We start from the raw sequence: 21,020 nt of genomic DNA on the forward strand, positions 1-21,020 counted from the left end.
GCCGGCTGCGGCCAAGCCCGCAGCGGCTCCGGCAGCCAAGCCGGCGGCAACTCCGGCAGCGGCCAAGCCGGCGCCCAAGCCGTCGATGCCGAAGCCGGCCCCCAAGCCCGGTGCGGCCCCGAAGCCCGGCCCCAAGCCGGGCGGCAGGAAGTAAGGCCGGCATCACACCTTCGGTCCGGCATCCCCGGACCGTCCAGATCGGCCCCGTGCACGGCGGGGCCCATGCAGCACTGTCCCGCCCCGGCGGGCAGCCAACACGAAGGAGAACGGCAGCCATGCCGAAGATGAAGACCCACAGCGGAGCCAAGAAGCGCTTCCGCGTGACCGGTTCCGGCAAGCTGATGCGTCAGCAGGCCAACCGCCGCCACTACCTGGAGCACAAGCCCTCCACGCTGACGCGCCGTCTGGCCAGCGACCAGCTGGTCTCGAAGTCCAGCGTCAAGACCATCAAGCGGATGCTCGGCATCTGAGAATCCCCGTGGCCTGAGGGCCGCAATCCAGCCAGCCGCCGCGCGGAGCGTCCCGCGGACGGCATCGATTTCGAAGGAGTACGCACGTGGCACGTGTGAAGCGGGCAGTCAATGCCCACAAGAAGCGCCGGGTGGTCCTTGACCGCGCCTCCGGTTACCGCGGTCAGCGTTCCCGCCTTTACCGCAAGGCCAAGGAACAGCTGCTGCACTCGTATGTCTACAACTACCAGCACCGCAAGAAGCGCAAGGGCGACTTCCGCCGGCTGTGGATCACCCGCATCAACGCCGCCTCCCGCGCCAACGGCATGACCTACAACCGCTTCATGCAGGGCCTGAAGCTGGCCGGCATCGAGGTGGACCGCCGCATGCTCGCCGAGCTGGCCGTGTCCGACGCCGCCGCCTTCGCCACCCTGGTGACCGCGGCCCGCGCGGCCCTGCCCGCGGACGTCAACGCCCCGGTTGCCGCCAAGTAGGCATTCCGGACTCCGTCCGCCGGGCGAGGCATCGCCCGCGCCCTCGCGACAGGACACCATGAACGAGCGCCCTGACCAGGACGTGATGACCAACCCCCGGGCTGACCGGGTGCGCAGGGTCGCACGGCTGGCGGGGCGCTCGTCGCGTCAGCGGGAGGGGTTGTTCCTCGCCGAGGGTCCCCAGCCGGCCCGCGAGGCGCTGCGCGCACACCTGGGCCTGCTCGGATCCCCCCAGTGGGCACCGGGTGACGTCGTGGAGGCGGTGTACGTCTCGACGAGGCTGGCCGATCGTCATCCGGACCTGACCGCCCTGGCAGCTGAGGCAGCCCGCGCGGGGGTCCCGGTGCGGCAGGCCAGTGACGAGGTGCTGACGGCCATGAGCGACGCGGTCACCGGGCAGGACGTCTTGGCCGTGTGCCGGATCCCCGAGTCCTCGGCGGAGTCGGTGCTCGCCGGTCTCACCGGCCAGCCGCGCCTGGCGGCCGTCCTGTGCCGGGTCCAGGACCCCGGCAATGCGGGGACCATCCTGCGCGCGGCCGATGCCGCCGGGGCCGACGTCGTGGTGTTCACGGCCGGCTCGGTGGACCTGTTCAACCCCAAGGTGGTGCGTTCCACCGCCGGATCGCTGTTCCACCTGCCCGTCGTGACCGGGGCGGACCTGCCTGCGGCCGGTGCGCTGCTGTCCGGCCGCGGACTCCAGTTGCTGGCCGCGGACGGGTACGGCACCGTGGTCCTGGACCGGCCTCCGCGGGGCCTGCTGGCGCGGCCCACCGCCTGGCTGTTCGGGAACGAGGCCCAGGGATTGTCACCGGCGGAACTGTCCCTGGCCGCCGAACGGGTGGCGGTGCCCCTCTACGGCAGGGCGGAGTCGCTGAACGTCGCCACGGCGGCGACCGTGTGCCTCTACGCCTCGGCCATGTCCCAGCACGCGGACCGGTCCTGACGTCCCGGCCGGCGACAGCACGAAGGGCGCCCCGAGGGGCGCCCTTCGTCGTCCCGCCGACGTGCCGGAATCAGACCCTGCTGCCGCGGCGGCGCGTGATGGCCTGCCAGATGAAGGCCACGATGATGCCACCGATGATGGCGAACACCCAGGTCCAGAAGCTCCAGAAGCTCTCGTTCAGGTCGAGGCCGAACAGCAGGCCACCGATCCAGCCTCCCAGCATGGCGCCCAGGATGCCGGTGACCAGCGCCCCCAGCCAGCCCCCTCCCTGGTCGCCGGGGAGGATGAGGCGCGCGATCGCCCCTGCGATCAGGCCCATGATGATCCAGCTGATGATGCTCATGATGTGTCCCCTTCGTGCTCGCCGTGCAGTGCGCTGACAGGGATAGTGTCAGCCGGGATGCACGGGCCCGTCCACGGTTGGCGGGCTGGACCGGACGGGCCATCGCCGGTGCCCCGGGCCGGCGGACTGCATGGCCCGCACGGTGCGGCATCGCCACACGTCAGCTGGGGGTTGCCGCGGATCGGGGACGCAACAGCAGCAGGGACAGCACGCACCCGACGGCGGCGAGGACGGCCCCGGCACCGGCCGGCACCTGGAGCCCGGCACCGGCGGAGATGACCGCCGCACCCACCCAGGCGCCCATGGCATTGGCCAGGTTGAGCGCCGAGTGGTTCAGGGCCCCGGACAACTGCGGCGCGTGCGGGGCGGCGTCCACGAGCAGCACCTGCAGGGAGGGGACCAGGGCCGAGGCGGCGGTGGCGGCGGCCAGCAGGGGGACCAACGAGAGCACCCACCACGGTGCGGTGACACTGAAGAGGGCCAGGGCCACGGCCACGGTCCCGAGCATCCACTGCAGGGTGCGGGTGGCCGACCGGTCGGACCAGGCCCCGCCCAGCAGGGTGCCGGCCACCATGCCGAGTCCGTAGAGGGCCATGATGACCGGGACCAGCCGCTCCGGCAGTCCGCCGATCTCCACGAACACCGGGGCGATGTAGGTGTACAGCGCGAACATGCCCGCGAACCCGATGGTGCCCACCAGCACGGCCCGCCACAGTGCGCCGGAGCGCAGCGCGGTCAGTTCACCGCGCACCGAGGTGCCGGCCGGTGCCGGGATGGCCGGGACCAGCCAGGCGACGGCGGCGATCGTCGCGGTTCCGAAGACTCCGGTGAGGATGAACATCCACCGCCAGCCCGCACTCTGTCCGAGCCAGGTGGCCACGGGCACGCCCACCAGGTTGGCCACGGACAGGCCCGCCATCACCCAGGCGGTGGCCTGGCCCCGGCGGGCCGGACCCGCCAGGTGAGCGGCCGCCAGGGCCGCGGCCGAGAAATACGCGCCGTGGGGGAGACCCGAGATGAAGCGGGCCACGAGCATGGTGGCGAAGTCCGGTGCCAGCAGGCTCGCGGCATGGCCGATGACGAACATGGCCATGAGGGAGAGCGCCGAGACCTTCCGGTCCACTCGGGCCAGGCCCGCCGCCAGCAGGGGCGCGCCGACGACGACGCCCAGGGCGTAGGCCGAGATCAGGATGCCGCCGGCGGGAAGGTCGACCTCGAGATCGGCCACCGCCTGGGGCAGCAGCCCCATGATCGCGAACTCGGTGGTGCCGATCGCGAACCCGCCCAGGGCCAGCGCCAGGATTCCCGGCAGGATACGGCGGGGCCGGGCGGGCCGGGCAGGTGGGGCGGAGGGGTCGGCGGCAGTGGGGAGCACCATTCCAGCCTACGGGCCAGGCCTCCGCGCGACCGGCCTAGGATCGGGACCATGACTGAACTCACGTCCACGTCCACCCCGGCTGCCGAGGCGGGAGCACGACCTCGAGGCCCCCGACCCGTCATGGGGGCCGCGGTGCTGGACCGGCTGGACCGTCCGACCCGGCTGCTGGTGGGACGGCGCAGCTCGCCCGAGGGCCTGGCCGGCCTCTGGGAGTTCCCGGGCGGCAAGGTCGAGCCCGGAGAGGACCCCCGGTCCGCCCTGCGGAGGGAGGTCCGGGAGGAATTGGGCGTGGACGTCCGCCTGGACCGCGAGGTGGCGGCAGCTCACCCCGAGGGCTGGCTGCTGGGCAACGGGGCCAGGATGCGGGTGTTCACGGCGGTCATCGAGCGGGGCGAGGCGCGTCCGCTGCAGGACCACGACCTGCTCGAGTGGCGCGCACTGGACCGGGACCGGCTCCAGGAACTGGAGTGGATCCCGGCCGACCGGCCGATCGTCGACGCGCTGGTGGAGATGCTGCGGGACGGACCGTGAGGGTGCCGGCTCAGAACAGTGCCGGCTGCGGAGAGTGCTGCGGAGAGTGCTGGGAAGACCGCCCGGGAACCCCGCGCGCGGTGGCCCTGGCCGACCCCTCCCCGTCCGCCGCGGTGATCCGGTGGGCGCCGCTGCGGTCCAGGCCGTGGCGGCGGGCGGCCGCGGTGGTGCGGCGGCCCAGGGCCTTCCGGTAGGAGGGTGCCGCATAGGAACCCCGGGCGTAGAGGGTGCGGTAGCCCTCGAGCAGTTCCGGATGGTCACGGGCGATCCAGTCCAGGTACCACTGACGGGCCCCGGGCCGCAGGTGCAGGGCACCGGCCAGCACCGACCGTGCCCCGGCAGCGGCCAACGCCGCCATGAGCTCCTCCACCTGCCGGTCGCTGTCCGTCAGCCAGGGCAGCAACGGCATGGCCATGACCGTGACGTCCGCCCCCGCCGAGGCCAGCCTCTCGATCAGCCGCAGGCGCGCCGCCGGGCTCGGCGTCCCCGGTTCGACCTGCTGTGCGAGGCCGGGATCGAGCATGGCCAGGGACACCGACACCTGCACGGGCACCTGACGCGAGGCCGCGGAGAGCAGGTCCAGGTCACGGTCCAGCAGCGTGCCCTTGGTCAGGATGGAGAACGGCGTGCCGGTGTCCGCCAGGGCGGTGATGATGCCGGGCATCAGCCGGTACCGGCCCTCGGCCCGCTGGTACGGGTCGGTGTTGGTGCCCAGCGCCACCAGCTCTCGTGTCCATCCGGGGCGGCCCAGTTCCCGGCGCAGCAGCTCGGGGGTGTTCACCTTCACCACGATCTGCCGGTCGAAGTCGGCCCCCGGGTCGAGGTCGAGGTACTCGTGGGTGCTGCGCGCATAGCAGTAGCGGCAGGCGTGGGTGCATCCCCGGTACGGGTTGACCGTCCACCGGAACGGCATGGGCGAGGAGTCCGGGACCCGGTTCAGGGCCGACTTGGACACGACCTCGTGGAAGGTGATCCCGGCGAAGTCCGGGGTGGTGATGGAACGCTGCAGGCCGGAGAGCGGCAGCAGGGCGGCTGGCGCGGCCGGAGTGCCGTCGCCGTCCTGACCGGTTCCGTCCCCGGCCTGCAGTGCCTGCGCTTCCCATCGCATGGACCGATTAGAACACATGTTCGAATCATGGTGCAAGGAAGGTGTCAGGAACGAGCGTGGGAACCCGGGGGCCGGCGCGTGGTGCCGTCCGTGCTGGTGAGAGTGAGGTCAGGCGCGCCGGCGCGGCCAGCGCACCGGGCGCTCGCGGTACCCGCCGGCCTCCAGTCCCGCGCGGCGCTCGAAGACGTTGCGGGAGGCGGTGTCCCCGGTGCGCAGCAGCGACCAGCCGACCGCCGCCGCGTACAGCACCAGGAACGGCAGCCCCGCGCACCAGGCGTACTGGGTGGCGTGCCGGGACTCATGGGCCAGCAGTTGCGGGGTGATGACCGTCCGGGCCCGGAACAGGACGACGTTGCCGACCGTGAACGCCCCGCCGTCCGGGAACGGCCACCGGTACCCGGTGGCCAGGACCAGCCCCAGCGGTCCCCGCCGCACGGAGCACCCGGAGCCCAGGGCCAGGACCAGTCCCAGGGGCGTCGTCAGGTTGATCGCGTTCCACCACCGCCGCAGCGCCAACCGCGCCGGGAGGCGGTCCGGCCCACGCCCGGGCAGCCGGCCGGCCCGGTCTTCGGACCGGACCGGCCGGCGTCGGGAAGTGTGACCGGCCATGCCGTCCAGCCTAGGTGCCCGGGGCGGTCCACTAGACTGGCCGGGGCCTTCTTCCCGAGTGGCCCACCCCGTGTCCGAACCCACCGCAGCATGAAGGTCGTTGCCCGCCATGACGGAAACCCCCCAGGACCTGGCCGAGACCCCGGTCGAGCAGCCGGACGGAACCACCGAGCAGGTCGCACCCGAGATCTCCCCGGCCGACGAGATGGCCGTGGGCGCCGCCGTGGAGGCCGCGCTCCAGGCCTTCTCCGCCGCCGCCGACCTCGACCAGCTCAAGGCCGCCCGCCTGGCCCACACGGGGGAGAAGGCGCCGCTCACCCTGGCCAACCGCTCCATCGGCAAGCTGCCCAAGGACCAGAAGTCCACGGCCGGCAAGCTCATGGGCGGCGCCCGCAAGGCGATGGAGTCCGCGCTCGCCGCCCGCACCGAGGTGCTGGAGGAGGAGCGCGCGGCCCGGTTGCTCGTCGAGGAGACGGTGGACGTCACCGCGGCGGTCCGCCGTCGTCGCGTGGGCGCCCGCCACCCGCTGTCGGTGCTGCAGGAGCGGGTCTCGGACATCTTCATCGGCATGGGCTGGGAGATCGCCGAGGGCCCGGAACTGGAATCGGAGTGGTACAACTTCGACGCCCTGAACTTCAAGCCGGACCACCCGGCCCGCGAGATGCAGGACACCTTCTTCGTGGACCCGCCCGAGGCCCACCTGGTGCTGCGCACCCACACCTCGCCGGTGCAGATGCGCGCCATGCTCGGGCGCGGTGCACCGGTGTACGTGCTGTGCCCCGGCCGGACCTTCCGCACCGATGAGCTCGACGCCACCCACACGCCGGTGTTCCACCAGTTCGAGGGACTGGCCGTGGACAAGGGTCTGACGATGGCCGACCTGCGGGGCACCCTCGAGTACTTCGCCCGGCAGATGTTCGGCCCGGAGGCGAGGATCCGGCTGCGCCCGAACTTCTTCCCGTTCACCGAGCCCAGTGCCGAGATGGACATCTGGCACCCCGGGGCCAAGGGCGGGCCGCAGTGGATCGAATGGGGCGGTTGCGGCATGGTCCACCCCAACCTGCTGCGCGCCGCCGGCCTGGACCCCGAGGTCTACTCGGGCTTCGCCTTCGGCATGGGCGTCGAGCGCACCCTGATGTTCCGCAATGAGGTCCCGGACATGCACGACATGATCGAGGGCGACGTCCGCTTCTCCCAGCACTTCGGAATGGAGATCTGATCACCCATGCGCATCCCGCTGTCATGGCTCCGTGAGTACGCGCAGGTCCCGGCGGACGCCACCGCCGAGGACGTCATGGCCGACCTGGTGAGGGTCGGCCTCGAGGAGGAGGACGTCCACCGTCCGCTGGACGGGATGTCCGGACCGATCGTGGTGGGTGAGGTGCTCGAGAAGGTGCCCGAGCCGCAGTCCAACGGCAAGACCATCAACTGGTGCCAGGTCCGGGTGGCCCCCGAGGGCCGGCCGCAGCCGCTGTCCGGCGAGGGCATCGACCCCTCCGGCGTCCAGGGCATCGTGTGCGGCGCGGACAACTTCGAGGTGGGGGACAAGGTCATCGTCACCCTGCCCGGGGCCGTGCTGCCCGGGGACTTCCGGATCTCCCCGCGCAAGACCTACGGGCACGTGTCCGCCGGCATGATCGCCTCCGCCCGCGAGCTCGGCCTCGGCGAGGACCACGACGGCATCATCGTGCTCTCATCCCTCGGCTTCTCCCCGGAGCACGGCAACGACCCCGAGGCCGGCACCGACGTGTTCGACCTGCTGCACCTGCGCGACGAGGCCGCGGAGATCAACGTCACGGCGGACCGCGGCTACGCCTTCTCCATCCGCGGCGTGGCCCGGGAGTACAGCCTGGCCACCGGTACCCCGTTCACGGACCCGGCCTCCCTGGTCACCGCCCCGGAGGCCGACGGTGACGGCTACCCCGTCCGCCTCGAGGACCGGGCGCCCATCTACGGGGTGCCCGGCTGCGACCGCTTCGTGGCCCGCACCGTGACGGGCATCGACCCGACCCGGCCGACCCCGCCGTGGATGAGCGCTCGCCTGCGCCTGGCCGGCATGCGGTCGATCTCCCTGGCCGTGGACATCTCCAACTACGTCATGTGGGAGCTGGGCCAGCCGCTGCACTTCTACGACGCCGACACCCTGCAGGGTGACATCGTGGTCCGCCGGGCCCAGGAGGGCGAGCGGCTGACCACGCTGGACGGCAAGGACCGCGCGCTCTCCGCGGAGGACCTGCTGATCACCGACGACCGTGGGCCCATCGGCCTGGCCGGCGTCATGGGCGGCGGGGAGACCGAGGTCTCCGAGGCCACCACCACCGTGCTGATCGAGTCCGCGCACTTCGACCCGGTGTCCATGGGCCGGACCCGCCGCCGGCACCGGTTGCCCTCCGAGGCCTCCAAGCGCAACGAGCGCGGCGTGGACTGGGAGGTCGCGGACGAGGCCGCCGAGCGCGCCGTCCAGCTGCTCGTCGAGCTCGCCGGGGGGACCCCCGGCCCGGGCATCACGGACGTCGGCACCCGGCCCGAGCCGACCGTCGTCGAGCTGCCGGCATCCTTCCCCGCGGCCGTGATGGGTGTGGAGTACACCGAGGAGCAGATCGAGCGGACCCTGACGGACCTGGGGGCCACGGTGGAGAAGACCACCGCGGCACGGCCGGGTCCCGACGGCGGCGCCGCCGGGACGGTCTTCACCGTCACCTCGCCGCCGTGGCGCTCCGACCTGGAGATCCGGGAGGACCTGGTCGAGGAGATCGGCCGGCTGGTCGGTTACGACGAGATCCCCTCCACCGTGCCGGTGGCGCCTCCCGGGCGCGGGCTGACCCGGCCCCAGGCGGACCGCCGCCGCGTGCTGCAGGGCCTGGCCGATGCCGGTCTGACCGAGGTGCTGGCCTACCCCTTCGTCTCCGCGGCCCAGAACCGGTTCTTCGGGTCCGCCACCGCCGAGGAGGGCGAGGCCCAGCGCATGGTGCACCTGGCCAACCCGATCTCCGCGGAGTTCGGCTACCTGCGCACCTCACTGCTGCCCGGCCTGCTGGAGATCGCCCGGCGCAACCACTCCCGCGGCTTCCGCGACCTGGCCCTGTACGAGTCCGGTTCGGTGTTCCTGCCCGGTGAGCACCTGGGCAGCGCCTCGATCCCCCCGCTGGGGGCGCGGCCCGCCGACGAGGTGCTGGCCGGCCTCGAGGCGGGCATCCCCGACCAGCCGCGCCACGTGGCGGCCGTGTTCACCGGCCACGACTCGGTCGCGGGGCCCGGTCACGCCCCGCGGGCCTGGGACTGGCAGGACGCGATCGGGACCGCGCTGGACGTGGGGGCGCTCCTGGGCGTGGAGCTGACCGTGACCCAGGGCCATCACCAGGCGTTCCACCCCGGACGCACCGCCCGGCTGTCCCTGGCCGGCGGTGACGGCACCGTCGTCGGGGTGGCCGGCGAGTTGCTGCCCACGTGGCTCGAGTCCGCGGACCTGCCGGCCCGGACCGTGGCCCTGGAGCTGGACCTGGATGCGCTGATCGCGGCCGCCGCAGGCGTGGTGGTGGCCCAGACGCTCTCCACCTTCCCCCCGACCAGCCAGGACGTGGCACTCGTGGTGCCGGCCGACACCGTGGCCGCGGAGGTGCTGGCCACCCTGCGCGAGGGCGCCGGGGAGCTGCTGGAGGACATCTCCCTGTTCGACGTGTATGCCGGACCGGGCGTGCCGGAGGGGCAGAAGTCCCTGGCGTTCTCGCTGCGGTTCCGCGCCCCGGACCGGACCCTGACCGCAGACGAGGCCTCCGGGGCCCGCGCCGCGGCCACAGCCCTGGCCGCCGAGCGCCACGGCGCCGTCCAGCGCTGAACCGGGCGGGTCGACGTCGTGACCGGGCCGGGGTGGCACGTGGTGGTCACCGGCCCTCGCGCCGGTGACCAGCGGCGCGAGGCCCTGGACTACCTGGCGGTGTCCCTGGGGCACCGGCCGGGCACCTTCGAGGTGGAGCACCGCTGCCCGGCCTGCGGGTCCGCCGAGCACGGAGCCCCGGTCCTGCGGTACAGCAGGCTGGCGCTCCGCCGGCACGGCCCGGACGCCGTGGACCCGGCCCGTGCGCTGCCGGCCGTGAGTTTCAGCCGGTCCCGCGGCTGGCTCGCCACGGCCTGGCTGGACGCCGCCCTGGTCGCGGACGGATGGCGGATCGGCGTGGACATCGAGGAGCTGGGGTCCTCGGCGTTCGCGACGGCGGACGAGCTCGGTGCCGTCGGCTTCTCGGTGGCCGAGGCCTCGGCCATCGCCGGTTTGCCTCCCGCCGACCGGCCCCTGGCGCGGGCACGGCTCTGGTCGGCGAAGGAGGCCCTGGTCAAGGCCCGGGGGACCGGCTTCCGGGGTGATCCGGCGGGGGTGCCGCTGGTCCCCGCCGATGAGGGACCCGATGATCCCGACGTCGAGGACCCCGGGCTGACGTGGGCGGTTCCGGGGGCGCCGGGGGCGGTGGTCTCGGCGGACCCGTACTGGCCCGGGGGATCCGCGCCCGAGGGGCTGGTCGGTGCCGTGGTGGTGCTACCACCAAGTAGTTAGCAGGTTTGTTAACTCCCTCGTCATGACCCACTGGGGCCTGTGTGTACGATGTGCTCAGACCACGACCACGGACACTGACATGCGGCCGGCGGCACTCTGATCTGCCCGGGCCGGTGGGAGGAACACCTTATGGCGGAAGCATCCGGCAACAACGCCGACCGGCCGTACCGGCAGTACCTGGACGACGTCCTCGCCGCGGCCTCGCCGGGGCTCGAGGAGGTCGTCAACTCCAAGGCCTTCGGGCACATGCTCTCCCAGACCGCCGGTAACCTGGTGGCCCTGCACCGGCTCGGCAATGACGCCCTGGACCTGGTGATCCGCAACGCCCGGCTGGCCGGCCGCTCCGACGTCACCTCCCTGCACCGCCAGCTGTCCCGCAACGAGGACAAGCTCGAGATGGTCCTGGAGAGCGTGGAGCGGCTCGAGGACGAACTGGCCGAGGAGCGCCGCCGCAACGCCGCCCTCGTGGAGGAGGCCGCCGAGCGCGACGCCGCGGCCCCGGCCCGGCCCGCCCGCCGGACCTCCCGGTCCACGGGTGCCGCGTCCCGGTCCACCACCGGCGACGCCGACCAGGGGAAGTGATCGGCGTGGCGTCGATGTTCCGGGACATGCTCCGCCTGCCCGCCACGCTCCTGGAGTACTCGAACATCCAGCTGACGACGCCGGACGCGGTCGTGGGCGCCACGCCCAAGGACGTGGTGTGGACCTACCGCAAGACCACCCTGTACCGGTACCGGAGCAATCGGCGCACCCATCCGGTGCCGATCCTGCTGACGTTCGCCCTGATCAACCGGCCCGACATCTTCGACCTGCGGCCCGGCAACTCCTTCGTGGAGTTCCTGCTGGCGGAGGGCTTCGACGTCTACCTCGTGGACTGGGGCTACGCGGACGAGGAGGACGCGGACACCGGCCTGGAGGACTACGCCCTGACCTACCTGCCCCGGGCCGTCCGGGAGGTACGGCGCAGCAGCGGCGCCGAGGAGATCACGCTGATCGGCTGGTGCATCGGCGCGGCGCTCAGCGGAATGTACCTGTCCGTGACTCCCGATGCCCCGGTGCGCAACTGGGTCCCGCTGACCATGCCCTTCGACGCCAGCAACTCCACCTACGAGGCCATGCTCGGCAACGAGGAGCTCGACACCGACTGGCTGGAGCAGCACGCCGCGTACCTGCCGGGCGCGTACGTGGACACGGTGAACAAGTTGCTGAAGCCCGTGCCGAATTACATCGGGACTCCGCTGCGGCTGTTCCGCCAGGTCCAGGACGGCACCGCGGACAAGGCCTCGTACCAGCCGATGGCCAAGTGGGTGGCCGACAACCCGAACTTCGCCATGCGCGCCTTCCGGCAGTGGGTGACCTGGGTCTACAAGGAGAACCGGCTGGCCACCGGCCGCATCCGCCTGCGGGGGCACCGGGTGGACCTGTCCAGGATCCAGCAGTCCATCCTGGTCGTGACCGCCTCGAGGGACCACATCGCGCCCCGTGACGGGACCCTGCCGCTGCTCGACGTCCTGACGAGCCCGGACGTGGACCACCTCGACGGGGTCGGTGGCCACATCGGCCTGATGGCCGGTTCCCGCGCCAAGGGGGACATCTGGCCCCGCATCCGTGACTGGCTCGAACCCCGCAGCCAGGACCGCCGCTCCGACTGACTGTCGGACGTACCATCCCATCCCCGGAGGAGAGCCACTTGACAGCTCAGAACCAGACCAACGGAGTCCGCGGCAGCAAGCTGGCCGATCGCGTGGCCCTCGTCACCGGCGGCACGCGCGGCATCGGCGCCGCCATCGCCCGCAGCCTGGCGCAGCAGGGGGCCGCGGTGGCCCTCGGCTACGGCGGTGACACGGGCCGCGCCGAGCAGTTCCTCCGGGAGATGCAGGAGACCTTCCCGGAGGGGCGGTTCTCGATCCACCAGGGCAACGTGGCCAAGGCCGATGACTGCCGGGCGACGATCGACGCCGTGGTCGCCGAGCACGGCAAGCTCGACATCCTGGTCAACAACGCCGGGATCACCCGTGACAAGACCGTCCTGAAGATGGAGGACGACGACTGGGACGCCGTCATCCAGGTCAACCTCTCCGGCACGTTCTACATGGCCCAGGCCGCGCTGAAGCACATGCTGGAACGGGGCACCGGACGGATCGTCAACGTGTCCTCGATCATCGGCGAGATGGGCAACATCGGGCAGGCCAACTACGCCGCCTCGAAGTCCGGCCTGTTCGGGCTGACGAAGACGCTGGCGCGGGAGGCGATCTTCCACCTGCAGCGGGCCGGCAAGCTCAACGACGACTCGATCGGCGTCACCGTCAACACGGTCACTCCGGGCTACGTCAACACGGAGATGGTCGAGGCGGTCCCGGAGAAGGTCCTGGAGAAGATCAAGGGCAACATCCCCATGGCCCGGCTGGCCCACCCCGACGAGATCGCGCGCGTGGTGCACTTCCTCGTGGCCGACAAGTCCTCCTACATCACCGGGCAGATCTGGGGCGTCAACGGCGGCATGGACATGTGAGACGGTGGCCTGCAGTACCGGCTTGCAGAGGTTAGCAAGACCCTGCTAACTTTGTTAACGCAGGCAGGTCCACCGCTGCCATCGACATCAACCCAAGGAGACATCATGGCTGCTGCCAACCCCAATGCCACCAACGCTGCCGCTGACAACGCCAACCGCATGGCCGAGGAGGCCACCAAGCGCTTCGAGGAGAACACCGAGCGCATGAAGGAGTTCAACTCCGCCGTGGCCGAGTCCACCAAGGCCGGCAGCCGCACCGTTGTCGACAACTACGAGAAGGCCGCCAAGTCCTTCTTCGAGATGCAGCGCCAGATCGCCGGCACCTCCCAGAACGAGTGGATGAAGAACACCGCGAACACCCAGATCCAGTTCTCGGAGGAAGTCACCAACGCCTGGATCAAGGCTGCCCGCGAACTGCTCAAGTGACCCGGTCGGCGTCCTGCCGATCCTGCGCTGACGAACGGCCCCGTCGAGTTTCGACGGGGCCGTTCGACGTCTGGACCATAGACGATGGGGCCGTTCGACGTTTGGACCATAGACAATCCCGTACTGGCGCGTAGGATTCAACGTCAAGTGACGCGCGTCACCCGCTCGTCACCCGCTCGTCATCCGCACGACACATGAGCCATGTTTCCCAAGGAGTCCCCGTGTACACCTCGTCTCATCGTCCCGCCACCCCCGGCATCACCGATTCCCTCATCTCCGGCACCTTCGGCACCTGGACAGCACTGAACAAGTTCGCCCTCGACTACTGGAGGGACGCCTGGCAGCGAGGGGCGACCCCGCTGGACGTGGCCGGTGACTTCGTCACGTGGGTGTCCGCCATGTCCGACCGGCGCCGCCCGCCGTGGGCCCACCAGAACACGGTCCTGCGCGAGTGGCCCATTGCCCGCCTGCGTGACTTCTCCGCGGCGGACGCGCCCGCGGACATCCTGCCCACGGTGATCCTGCCGCCGCAGGCGGGCCACGACTCGAGCATCGTCGACTTCGCCGACACCCAGAGCCAGGTCATCACGGGCCGGGACAACGGCTGTTCCCGGATCCTGGTCCTCGAGTGGATCGGTGCCACCCAGGAGACCAAGGACACGGGTATCGACGACTACATGGCCCTGTTGCGGGAGGTCACCGACCTCCTGGGGGGCAAGGTCAACATCGTCGGTGACTGCCAGGGTGGCTGGCTGGCCACGATCTTCGCGGCCACGCACCCGGAGCGGGTGAACACGCTGGCCATCGCCGGCGCCCCGATCGACTTCCACGCGGGAGAGCCGCTGATCCATGAGTGGCTCCAGCACCTCACCCCGAGGGGTGACCTGTCGTACTACCGTTCGGTCGTGGAGGCCAATGACGGCGTCCTGCCGGGGCGGTTCCTGCTGGACGGCTTCAAGGCCCTGCAGCCGGACCAGGAGGTCAGCCGCGTGCTCGAGCTGGCGACCCACCTGCGCGATCCCGAGCACATGGAGCGCTACCGCAAGTTCGAGGACTGGTTCCAGTGGACCCAGGACCTGCCCGGCGCCTTCTACCTGTGGGTCGTCGAGCACCTGTTCATGCGCAACTCCCTGACCAAGCGCCAGCTCGAGGTCGAGGGCAAGATCGTGGACCTGGCCAACATCTCGTGCCCGCTGTTCCTGATGGCCGGACAGACGGACCACATCACCCCCGCGGACCAGGTCTGGGCACTGGCGGACCACGTCTCCACCCCCGCCGACCGGATCGGCCGGCAGTCCTCCGAGAGCGGCCACCTGGGCCTGTTCATGGGCCGCGACTCGCTGGAGAACCACTGGAAGGTCATCTTCGCCGAGATGGGGGCCCTGTCCAACAGGACGCCGGAGGACGATCCCGAGGTCCTGACCGATGAGCCGACCCACAAGCGCCCCACCCGGCGGGGACCGCGCAAGGCCGCCACGAAGGTCTCGGTCGCCCAGGCGGTCCCCACCGGTTCCGTCGACTGACGCGCTCTCAGCCCGGGCTGGCTGCGCCGGCCGGGTCGTCGCCCTCAGGGCCGGCGTCCCGGCCGGCGTCACCCTCGTTCGCGCGGACGAACGACCGGTAGATCTCCGTCAGGGAGGCCCGCTGGGCCGTGGTGAGCTCGCTGGCGGCCTGGATGGCCGCCTCCAGGCCACTGACGGTTCCGCCGCCCTCGCCCGGCCCGTAGAGGTCGTGCACGTTCACCCCCAGTGCCGTGGCGATCCCGGCGGCCACGGCCTCGGAGGGGGCGCGCAGCCCGCGCTCGATCTGGGACAGGTAGGGGTTCGATATCCCCACCATGGCCGAGACCTGTCGCATGGACATGTCGGCCAGCTTGCGTTGCTGGCGGATGTACGCGCCCGCCAGCCGGCGTTGTTCCTGAGTGCTCACGCATCCATCTTACGAAGTCCCGCGCCGCGGGGACGTGGGGAAGGGCGGCAGGCTCTGCTGGCAGAGCCAGGGGCGCAGCACCTCGGAGGCGTGCCCGGCGGGGTGGCCCGCCGCCGCGGCGTGCCGGTCGGCGTGGGCGAGGAACATCGCGGTGTCCACGGTGGCATGCCGGTGCTCGCGGACCCAGGCGCGCAGCAGCTCCGCGAATACCTCCTCGCCGAGATCCTGGCGCAGAGCGAACAGGGCCATGGCGCCACGCTTGTAGATGCGGTCGTCGAACATCAGCTCGGGGCCGGGGTCGGCCACCACGAGGTCCTGGTCCTTACCGGACAGGCCCCGCCAGGCGGTGCGGGCGTAGGAGGACAGGGCACCGCGGCCGGACTCGGCGCCCCACAGCCACTCGCTGTAGCAGGCGAAGCCCTCGTGGAGCCAGATGTCCTTCCACTGACGCAGCGTCAGGGCGTTGCCGAACCACTGATGGGCCAGCTCATGGGCCACGAGACGTTCGGCGGCCCACGACCCGGTCAGGTGGTTCGAGCCGAAGATGGACAGAGAGGCGGCCTCGAGGGGGATCTCGAGCGGGTCGTCCGTGACGACGGCGGTGTAGCGGGCGAAGGGGTACGGGCCGAAGTGCCAGCTGAAGCAGGCCATCATCTCCGTCTGCAGGCCCAGCACCGCCTGGGCGCGGTCCTGCAGCGCCGGGGAGGCGGCCAGGAAGACCGGCGCGGCGTGGTCCGGCCACTCCTCGTGGCGCCCATCCTGCTGCCTCTCGTCCCGCCCGGGCAGCAGCCCGTCCAGCAGGCCCTGGACCGCCTCGCGGACGGGCCCCGGGGCGGGGCGCCGGCCGGGGGTCCGCTCGGGCACGGCCACCAGCTGGTACCGGCCGATCTGCACCGTGACGAGGTAGGTGGGCGCAGGCTCGCGCAGCTCCCAGGTCCATTCCTCGCGCGAGGACCGGCGGCGGTGCCCGGTGGGCAACCCGTTGCAGACCGGGAGGTAACCCGCGTCGGTGCTGATGGTGAAGTGGTAGGTCGACTTCACCGAGGGGTGGTCCACGCAGGGGAACCAGGTGGACGCCCCGTTGGGCTGACCGGCCACCAGCACGCCGTCCTCCAGTTCCTCCCAGCCGATCTCGCCCCAGGTGCCGTGCATCATCCGCGGGACCCCCGAGTAGGTGACCTGCAGGGTCAGGGGAGTGCCGGCGTCCAGCGGCGAGGCCAGGTCGATCACGAGCCTGCTGTTGCGCGTGGCGTACTTGGTGACCTTCACGGAACGGTCCCGGGAGACCGCCGTGACCCGGGTCGCCGAGAGGCCGTGCAGGTCCAGCTCGATCCTCTTGGCCCGGTTCAGCAGGGTGCCCTCGAGACGCGCCGTGCCCGAGACCCGGTTGGCGGCCAGCTTCACCTCGAGGGTGAGGTCGTAGTGGCCGACGCCGTAGTCCGGGGTTCCCGATCCGGGGAGGTAGGGATCGGGGATGGCCGGTCTGACGTCACTCACGGGTGGGTCTGCTCCTGACGGTCTCGGGGGTGGTCCTGGGCGGGCCGGTCTGATGGATCCGCGGCGGTCCGGGCCGCGGCCTTCTGCGCCTTCGCGGCCCTCGCCGCAACAGCCCGGGCCGCCTTGGCCTCCCGGCGTTCCAGGCGCGTGATCGCGGCGGCCAGGCCCTTCACCTTCGGGCCCTTCCACGGTGCCACCGGGTTGCCGATCCACCAGGTGTGTCCCGGCACCATCTCACCGCGCATCACCAGCGATCCGGCACCCACGGTACCGCCGTCACCGATCGAGGCGGCCGGGAGGATGACGGAGTTCGGTCCCAGGGTCGCGCCGTCGCCGAGCCGGACGGTGTCGATCGACATCACCCGGTCGTGGAACAGGTGGGTCTGGACCACGCAGCCGCGGTTGACGGTGGAGGAGTCACCCAGGGTGACCAGGTCCGCCTCCGGGAGCCAGTAGGACTCACACCACACACCGTGGCCGATCCTCGCACCCAGTGCCCGCAGCCACCACACGAGTGACGGCGTTCCCGAGGACAACCGGCCGAACCAGGGGGCGGAGACCATCTCGATGAACGTGTCCACCACCTCGTTCCGCCAGATGAACGAGCTCCACAACGGGTGCTCGCCGGCAGTGATCCGGCCGACGAGGACCTTCTTGGCAAGCACCGAGGACCCGGCGGCCAGCGCGCCGGCCAGCATCAGCACCACTCCGCCCAGCAGCACGGGCAGCCACCAGCCACCCGGGCCGGCCCCCTCTGCGGCCCCACCGCCGAGCTGGGCCAGTCCCTCCAGGGCGAGGGCCACGAGGACGGCGATGACGGTGGAGACCCAGACCGGGATGCTGCGGAGCAGTTCCCATCCGGTGCGGGCGCGCTTGAGGGCGGCCGGGGGGTCGTAGGTCAGGGCATCCTCGGCCTCGACCTCGGTCCGTCGCAACCGGACGGGCGGGGAACCGAGCCAGGAGGAGCCGGCCTTGGTCTTCTTCGGCGTGGCGGACAATACCGCCACGAGGGAGTTCCTGGACAGCTTGCGGCCGGCGGCCACCATGCCGGAGTTGCCCACGAACGACTTCCGGCCGACCCGGGCCTGGCCCACGTACATCCAGCCGCGCTGGAGCTCGTAGGAACCCACCATCGTGTCGTCCGCCAGGAAGGCGTCATCCCCGATCTGGGTCAGGGCGGGCTGCAGGATGACGGTCGAGGCCTCGACGTTGGTGCCCACCTCGGCGCCCAGCCAGCGCAGCCACACCGGGGTGAAACGGGAGGCATAGAGCGGGAACAACAGGTCCCGCGCCGTGTCCATCACCCGCTCGGTGGCCCAGAGCTGCCAGCCGACCCGCGAGCGCACGGCGTGGTAGCCCTCGCTCACGCCCACCGAGAGCAACCGGACGACGACCACGGTGAAGGCCATGTTCAGCCCGAACCACACGATCGCGAGCAGGGGGCTGACCGCCAGCAGGCGCCAGCCGGAGCCGAAGAGCGTCTCGGGGGCCGCCCCGGCGCCACCGGGCTGCCAGTCGGGCCACCAGGTGAGCGACCACAGCCCCAGCAGGGCGGCCAGCGCGGCCGCGGCGAACGGCAGCAGCGCCACGAACCCGGACCCGACGGCGGACAGGGCGAGCCAGCCGGTGGCCCGCGGCGGGTCGATGTTCGGCCCGGAGTACTTGGCCTTGCCCAGGCGCTGGGCCGGGGACCCGGCGTAGTCGAGCCCGTCCTTGACGCGGCCGGACACGGTGGACCCGGGCTGGACCCGGGCGCCCGTGCCGATCGAGGCCCCGGGCATCAGCGTGGAGCGGGACCCGATCACGGCGTCCGGGCCGATGCTGATCCTGCCGATGTGCACGACGTCCCCGTCGATCCAGTATCCGGACAGGTCGACCTCGGGCTCCACGGAGGAGCCGTCCCCGAGCTCGAGCAGGCCGGTCACGGGCGGCACCGAGTGCAGGTCGACGTTCCTGCCGATCCGGGCACCGAGCAGCCGGGCGTAGGTGGGCACCCAGAGCGCTCCGCCCAGGGAGACGGGGTCCACCAGGTCGGAGACGTGCTGGGCGAGCCAGAGGCGCAGGTGGACCTTGCCGGAGCGCGGGTAGGATCCCGGGATCACCCCGCGCAGCAGCCACCGGGCGGCCACGACCGAGATGAGCATGCGGCCCGGCGGGGCCACGAAGACCAGCCAGGCGGCCAGGATCCACCACCAGGACACGGTGGGGGCCCCGGGCAGGATGCCCCAGCCGGCCGCCAGGTTCGACCCGGCGGCCAGGTACACCACCCAGCGCATGGCCACGAGGATCACCAGCGGGATGCCCATCAGGGTCTGGAAGACCTGGGCCTTGCGCGTGGTGCGGACCACGGGCCGCGGTTCGACCGGCTCGGCCGGCTCGACCGGACGGCCGTCGTTGCCGGTGACGGCCTCCAGCAGGGCACCGGCCCGCGGGTGCGCATAGATGTCCCGCACGGTGACGGTGGGATAGCGGACGCGCAGGCGGGAGACGAGTTGGGCGGCGGCCAGCGATCCGCCGCCGGAGGTGAAGAAGTCGGTGTCCAGGTCATCCGGGGCGACGCCGAGCACCTCGGTCCACTGGGACAGCACCCAGCCGCCGGGGGACCCCGGGTCCACGGGCAGGTCCGCGTTCGGTCCGGACCCGGAATGCCCCGAGCCCTGTCCGGCCTGGCCGGGCAGGGGCCAGGGCAGTGCCTTGCGGTCCACCTTGCCGGAGGTCTTGGTCGGCAGGGTCTCGACGGTCACCAGCCGGGGCACGAGCGCCCCGGGCAGCTCGGCCTCGAGCCGGGTCCGGAAGGCCTTCAGGTCGGGTTCCGGGGCCGACGGTGACATGGCCAGATAGCCGATGAGCAGCTGGGTCCCGGCCGGTGCCGTCTGGACGGCCGCCGCGCCGCCGGCGACGCCGGGCAGGGACTGCAGGGCGGCGTCGATCTCGCCGAGTTCGATGCGGCGTCCGCCGAGCTTGACCTGTTCATCGGCCCGGCCGGCGAACAGCAGGCCCTCCGGGTCCCACACCACGAGGTCACCGGAGCGGTAGGCGCGGTCCCAGCCAAGGGTGGGCATCGGGGCGTACTTCTCGGCGTCCTTGGCCGGGTCCAGGTAGCGGGCCAGGCCCACGCCGCCGATGATCAGCTCACCGGTCTGGCCCTCGGCCACGGGGATCCCGGTGGTCGGGTCCACGACGGCCAGGTCCCAGCCGTCCAGGGGCAGGCCGATGCGCACCGGGCCCGTGCCGTCCATCCGGGCGGCGCTGGCCACGACGGTGGCCTCCGTGGGGCCGTAGGTGTTCCACAGCTCCCGGTCGTCCTCGGCGAGGCGGGCCGCCAGCTCGGGCGGGCAGGCCTCGCCGCCGAAGATCAGCAGGCGGACGTTCTCCAGGGCCTCCGGGGGCCACAGGGCGGCCAGGGTGGGCACGGTGGAGACCACGTTGATGGACCGGGACACCAGCCAGGGCCCGAGGTCCATGCCGGAGCGCACCAGTGACCGGGGCGCGGGGACCAGGCAGGCGCCGGAGCGCCAGGCCAGCCACATCTCCTCACACGAGGCATCGAACGCCACGGAGAGTCCGGCCAGCACCCGGTCGCCCGGGCCGAGCGGATCGTCCGGAAGGAAGATCCGCGCCTCCGCGTCCACGAAGGCCGCCGCGCTGCGGTGGCTGACGGCGACGCCCTTCGGGGTGCCGGTGGATCCGGACGTGAAGATGATCCAGGCGTCGTCTCCGGGCTCCGCCGGCCGTGCTGCGGGGAACGGCTTGGGCCGGGCCGAGGAGGTCCGGACCGTGCCCCCGCCGCTGAGGATGGCGGCCACCCGGGCCTCGGAGAACACCAGGCGCGCCCGTTCCTCGGGGTCATCGGCGTCCACGGGCACGTAGGCCGCACCGATGTAGAGCGTGGCCAGGATGGAGACGTAGAGGTCCACCGTGCCGGAGGGGATCCGGATGCCGATCCGGTCCCCGGCGCCAAGGCCGGCCTCGTGCAGGGCACGCCCCGTGGCCTTGACCTCGTCCAGCAGCTCGGCATACGACAGGACGGTCTCCCCGTCGTCGAGCGCCGGGGCCTCCGGGTGCTGTTCTGCGGTGGACACGAGCACGTCCACGAGGGTGCGGACCGGAGGAGCCTTGGCGGCGGCGGGCAACTGGGGCTGGTGCGTGGACACGGCGGGGCTCGGCCTGCTCTCGTCAGAGGTGGATGCTGGGAAACGACAAAAGAATGCGTGCCAGTTTATCGTGTTTCCGCCCCACCGGCCCGGTGGTGCGT

At 71.8% G+C, this 21,020-nt stretch carries 19 protein-coding genes; 12 read left to right on the top strand and 7 right to left on the bottom strand.

What is annotated here, in order from left to right:
* The first annotated feature begins 275 nt into the window (after positions 1-275).
* From rpmI to PLJ28_RS04280, 3 genes are all read left to right on the top strand, one after another.
* Complete coding sequence (gene rpmI, locus PLJ28_RS04270) at positions 276-470, top strand: 50S ribosomal protein L35 (RefSeq protein WP_010144525.1); 195 nt, start codon at positions 276-278, stop codon at positions 468-470.
* A gap of 86 nt (positions 471-556) precedes the next feature.
* Positions 557-943: a 50S ribosomal protein L20 gene (gene rplT / locus PLJ28_RS04275; protein WP_029139186.1), complete on the top strand. Its 387-nt coding sequence runs from the start codon at positions 557-559 to the stop codon at positions 941-943.
* 58 nt (positions 944-1,001) lie between these two features.
* Positions 1,002-1,886, top strand: coding sequence for a TrmH family RNA methyltransferase (locus PLJ28_RS04280; protein WP_298045269.1), 885 nt, complete (start codon positions 1,002-1,004; stop codon positions 1,884-1,886).
* A gap of 70 nt (positions 1,887-1,956) precedes the next feature.
* Here PLJ28_RS04280 and PLJ28_RS04285 read toward each other — a convergent pair whose 3' ends face one another.
* Positions 1,957-2,229 carry a GlsB/YeaQ/YmgE family stress response membrane protein gene (locus tag PLJ28_RS04285; protein ID WP_183526824.1) on the bottom strand — a complete coding sequence of 91 codons (273 nt, stop codon included), beginning with the start codon at positions 2,227-2,229 and terminating at the stop codon, positions 1,957-1,959.
* A gap of 160 nt (positions 2,230-2,389) precedes the next feature.
* On the bottom strand, positions 2,390-3,607 hold the full coding sequence (locus PLJ28_RS04290) for an MFS transporter (RefSeq protein ID WP_298045265.1): 1,218 nt from the start codon (positions 3,605-3,607) through the stop codon (positions 2,390-2,392).
* 120 nt (positions 3,608-3,727) lie between these two features.
* On the opposite strand from PLJ28_RS04290, the gene PLJ28_RS04295 reads away from it, so the two are divergent.
* A complete protein-coding gene (locus PLJ28_RS04295; RefSeq protein ID WP_298045317.1) occupies positions 3,728-4,138 on the top strand; it encodes a (deoxy)nucleoside triphosphate pyrophosphohydrolase in 411 nt (136 codons plus the stop codon).
* Positions 4,139-4,148: 10 nt separating this feature from the next.
* Here the strand turns inward: PLJ28_RS04295 and PLJ28_RS04300 are convergent, their stop codons facing one another.
* Both PLJ28_RS04300 and PLJ28_RS04305 read right to left on the bottom strand, forming a co-directional pair.
* The gene (locus PLJ28_RS04300) at positions 4,149-5,246 is read right to left on the bottom strand and encodes an Rv2578c family radical SAM protein (protein WP_324589897.1); all 1,098 of its coding nucleotides are present in this window, start codon (positions 5,244-5,246) and stop codon (positions 4,149-4,151) included.
* A 108-nt stretch (positions 5,247-5,354) separates the two neighbouring features.
* Positions 5,355-5,855 (bottom strand): hypothetical protein, encoded by a 501-nt coding sequence (locus tag PLJ28_RS04305; RefSeq protein ID WP_298045262.1) that lies wholly within the window; start codon positions 5,853-5,855, stop codon positions 5,355-5,357.
* A gap of 205 nt (positions 5,856-6,060) precedes the next feature.
* Here PLJ28_RS04305 and pheS point away from each other — a divergent pair, with 205 nt between their 5' ends.
* The 8 genes from pheS to PLJ28_RS04345 all read left to right on the top strand — a co-directional run bounded on the left by pheS (position 6,061) and on the right by PLJ28_RS04345 (position 14,862).
* Positions 6,061-7,074, top strand: coding sequence for a phenylalanine--tRNA ligase subunit alpha (pheS, locus tag PLJ28_RS04310; protein ID WP_324589902.1), 1,014 nt, complete (start codon positions 6,061-6,063; stop codon positions 7,072-7,074).
* Positions 7,075-7,080: 6 nt separating this feature from the next.
* Entirely contained in the window at positions 7,081-9,690 is a 2,610-nt protein-coding gene (gene pheT, locus PLJ28_RS04315) for a phenylalanine--tRNA ligase subunit beta (protein WP_298045259.1), read from the top strand.
* Between the two features lie 42 nt (positions 9,691-9,732).
* Complete coding sequence (locus tag PLJ28_RS04320; RefSeq protein WP_324589898.1) at positions 9,733-10,401, top strand: 4'-phosphopantetheinyl transferase family protein; 669 nt, start codon at positions 9,733-9,735, stop codon at positions 10,399-10,401.
* 129 nt (positions 10,402-10,530) lie between these two features.
* Positions 10,531-10,983 (top strand): hypothetical protein, encoded by a 453-nt coding sequence (locus PLJ28_RS04325; RefSeq protein ID WP_183526810.1) that lies wholly within the window; start codon positions 10,531-10,533, stop codon positions 10,981-10,983.
* A 14-nt stretch (positions 10,984-10,997) separates the two neighbouring features.
* Entirely contained in the window at positions 10,998-12,053 is a 1,056-nt protein-coding gene (locus PLJ28_RS04330; protein WP_141566051.1) for an alpha/beta fold hydrolase, read from the top strand.
* A 38-nt stretch (positions 12,054-12,091) separates the two neighbouring features.
* On the top strand, positions 12,092-12,913 hold the full coding sequence (locus tag PLJ28_RS04335; protein WP_183526806.1) for a beta-ketoacyl-ACP reductase: 822 nt from the start codon (positions 12,092-12,094) through the stop codon (positions 12,911-12,913).
* A 105-nt stretch (positions 12,914-13,018) separates the two neighbouring features.
* Positions 13,019-13,339, top strand: a complete 321-nt coding sequence (locus tag PLJ28_RS04340; protein WP_298045256.1) for a hypothetical protein — start codon at positions 13,019-13,021, stop codon at positions 13,337-13,339.
* 221 nt (positions 13,340-13,560) lie between these two features.
* A complete protein-coding gene (locus tag PLJ28_RS04345) occupies positions 13,561-14,862 on the top strand; it encodes an alpha/beta fold hydrolase (RefSeq protein WP_183526800.1) in 1,302 nt (433 codons plus the stop codon).
* 7 nt (positions 14,863-14,869) lie between these two features.
* Here PLJ28_RS04345 and PLJ28_RS04350 read toward each other — a convergent pair whose 3' ends face one another.
* From PLJ28_RS04350 to PLJ28_RS04360, 3 genes are read right to left on the bottom strand one after another with little or no spacing between them, the layout of a single operon-like run.
* The gene (locus tag PLJ28_RS04350; protein ID WP_221243366.1) at positions 14,870-15,268 is read right to left on the bottom strand and encodes a helix-turn-helix domain-containing protein; all 399 of its coding nucleotides are present in this window, start codon (positions 15,266-15,268) and stop codon (positions 14,870-14,872) included.
* 9 nt (positions 15,269-15,277) lie between these two features.
* Positions 15,278-16,765, bottom strand: a complete 1,488-nt coding sequence (locus PLJ28_RS04355) for a M1 family metallopeptidase (protein WP_324589899.1) — start codon at positions 16,763-16,765, stop codon at positions 15,278-15,280.
* Positions 16,762-20,919 (bottom strand): Pls/PosA family non-ribosomal peptide synthetase, encoded by a 4,158-nt coding sequence (locus PLJ28_RS04360; RefSeq protein WP_298045252.1) that lies wholly within the window; start codon positions 20,917-20,919, stop codon positions 16,762-16,764. Before PLJ28_RS04360 ends, PLJ28_RS04355 begins: the two co-directional genes overlap by 4 nt.
* Positions 20,920-21,020 lie beyond the last annotated feature (101 nt).

The organism is Citricoccus sp. (assembly GCF_035445025.1).
Classification (GTDB): Bacteria; Actinomycetota; Actinomycetes; order Actinomycetales; family Micrococcaceae; genus Citricoccus.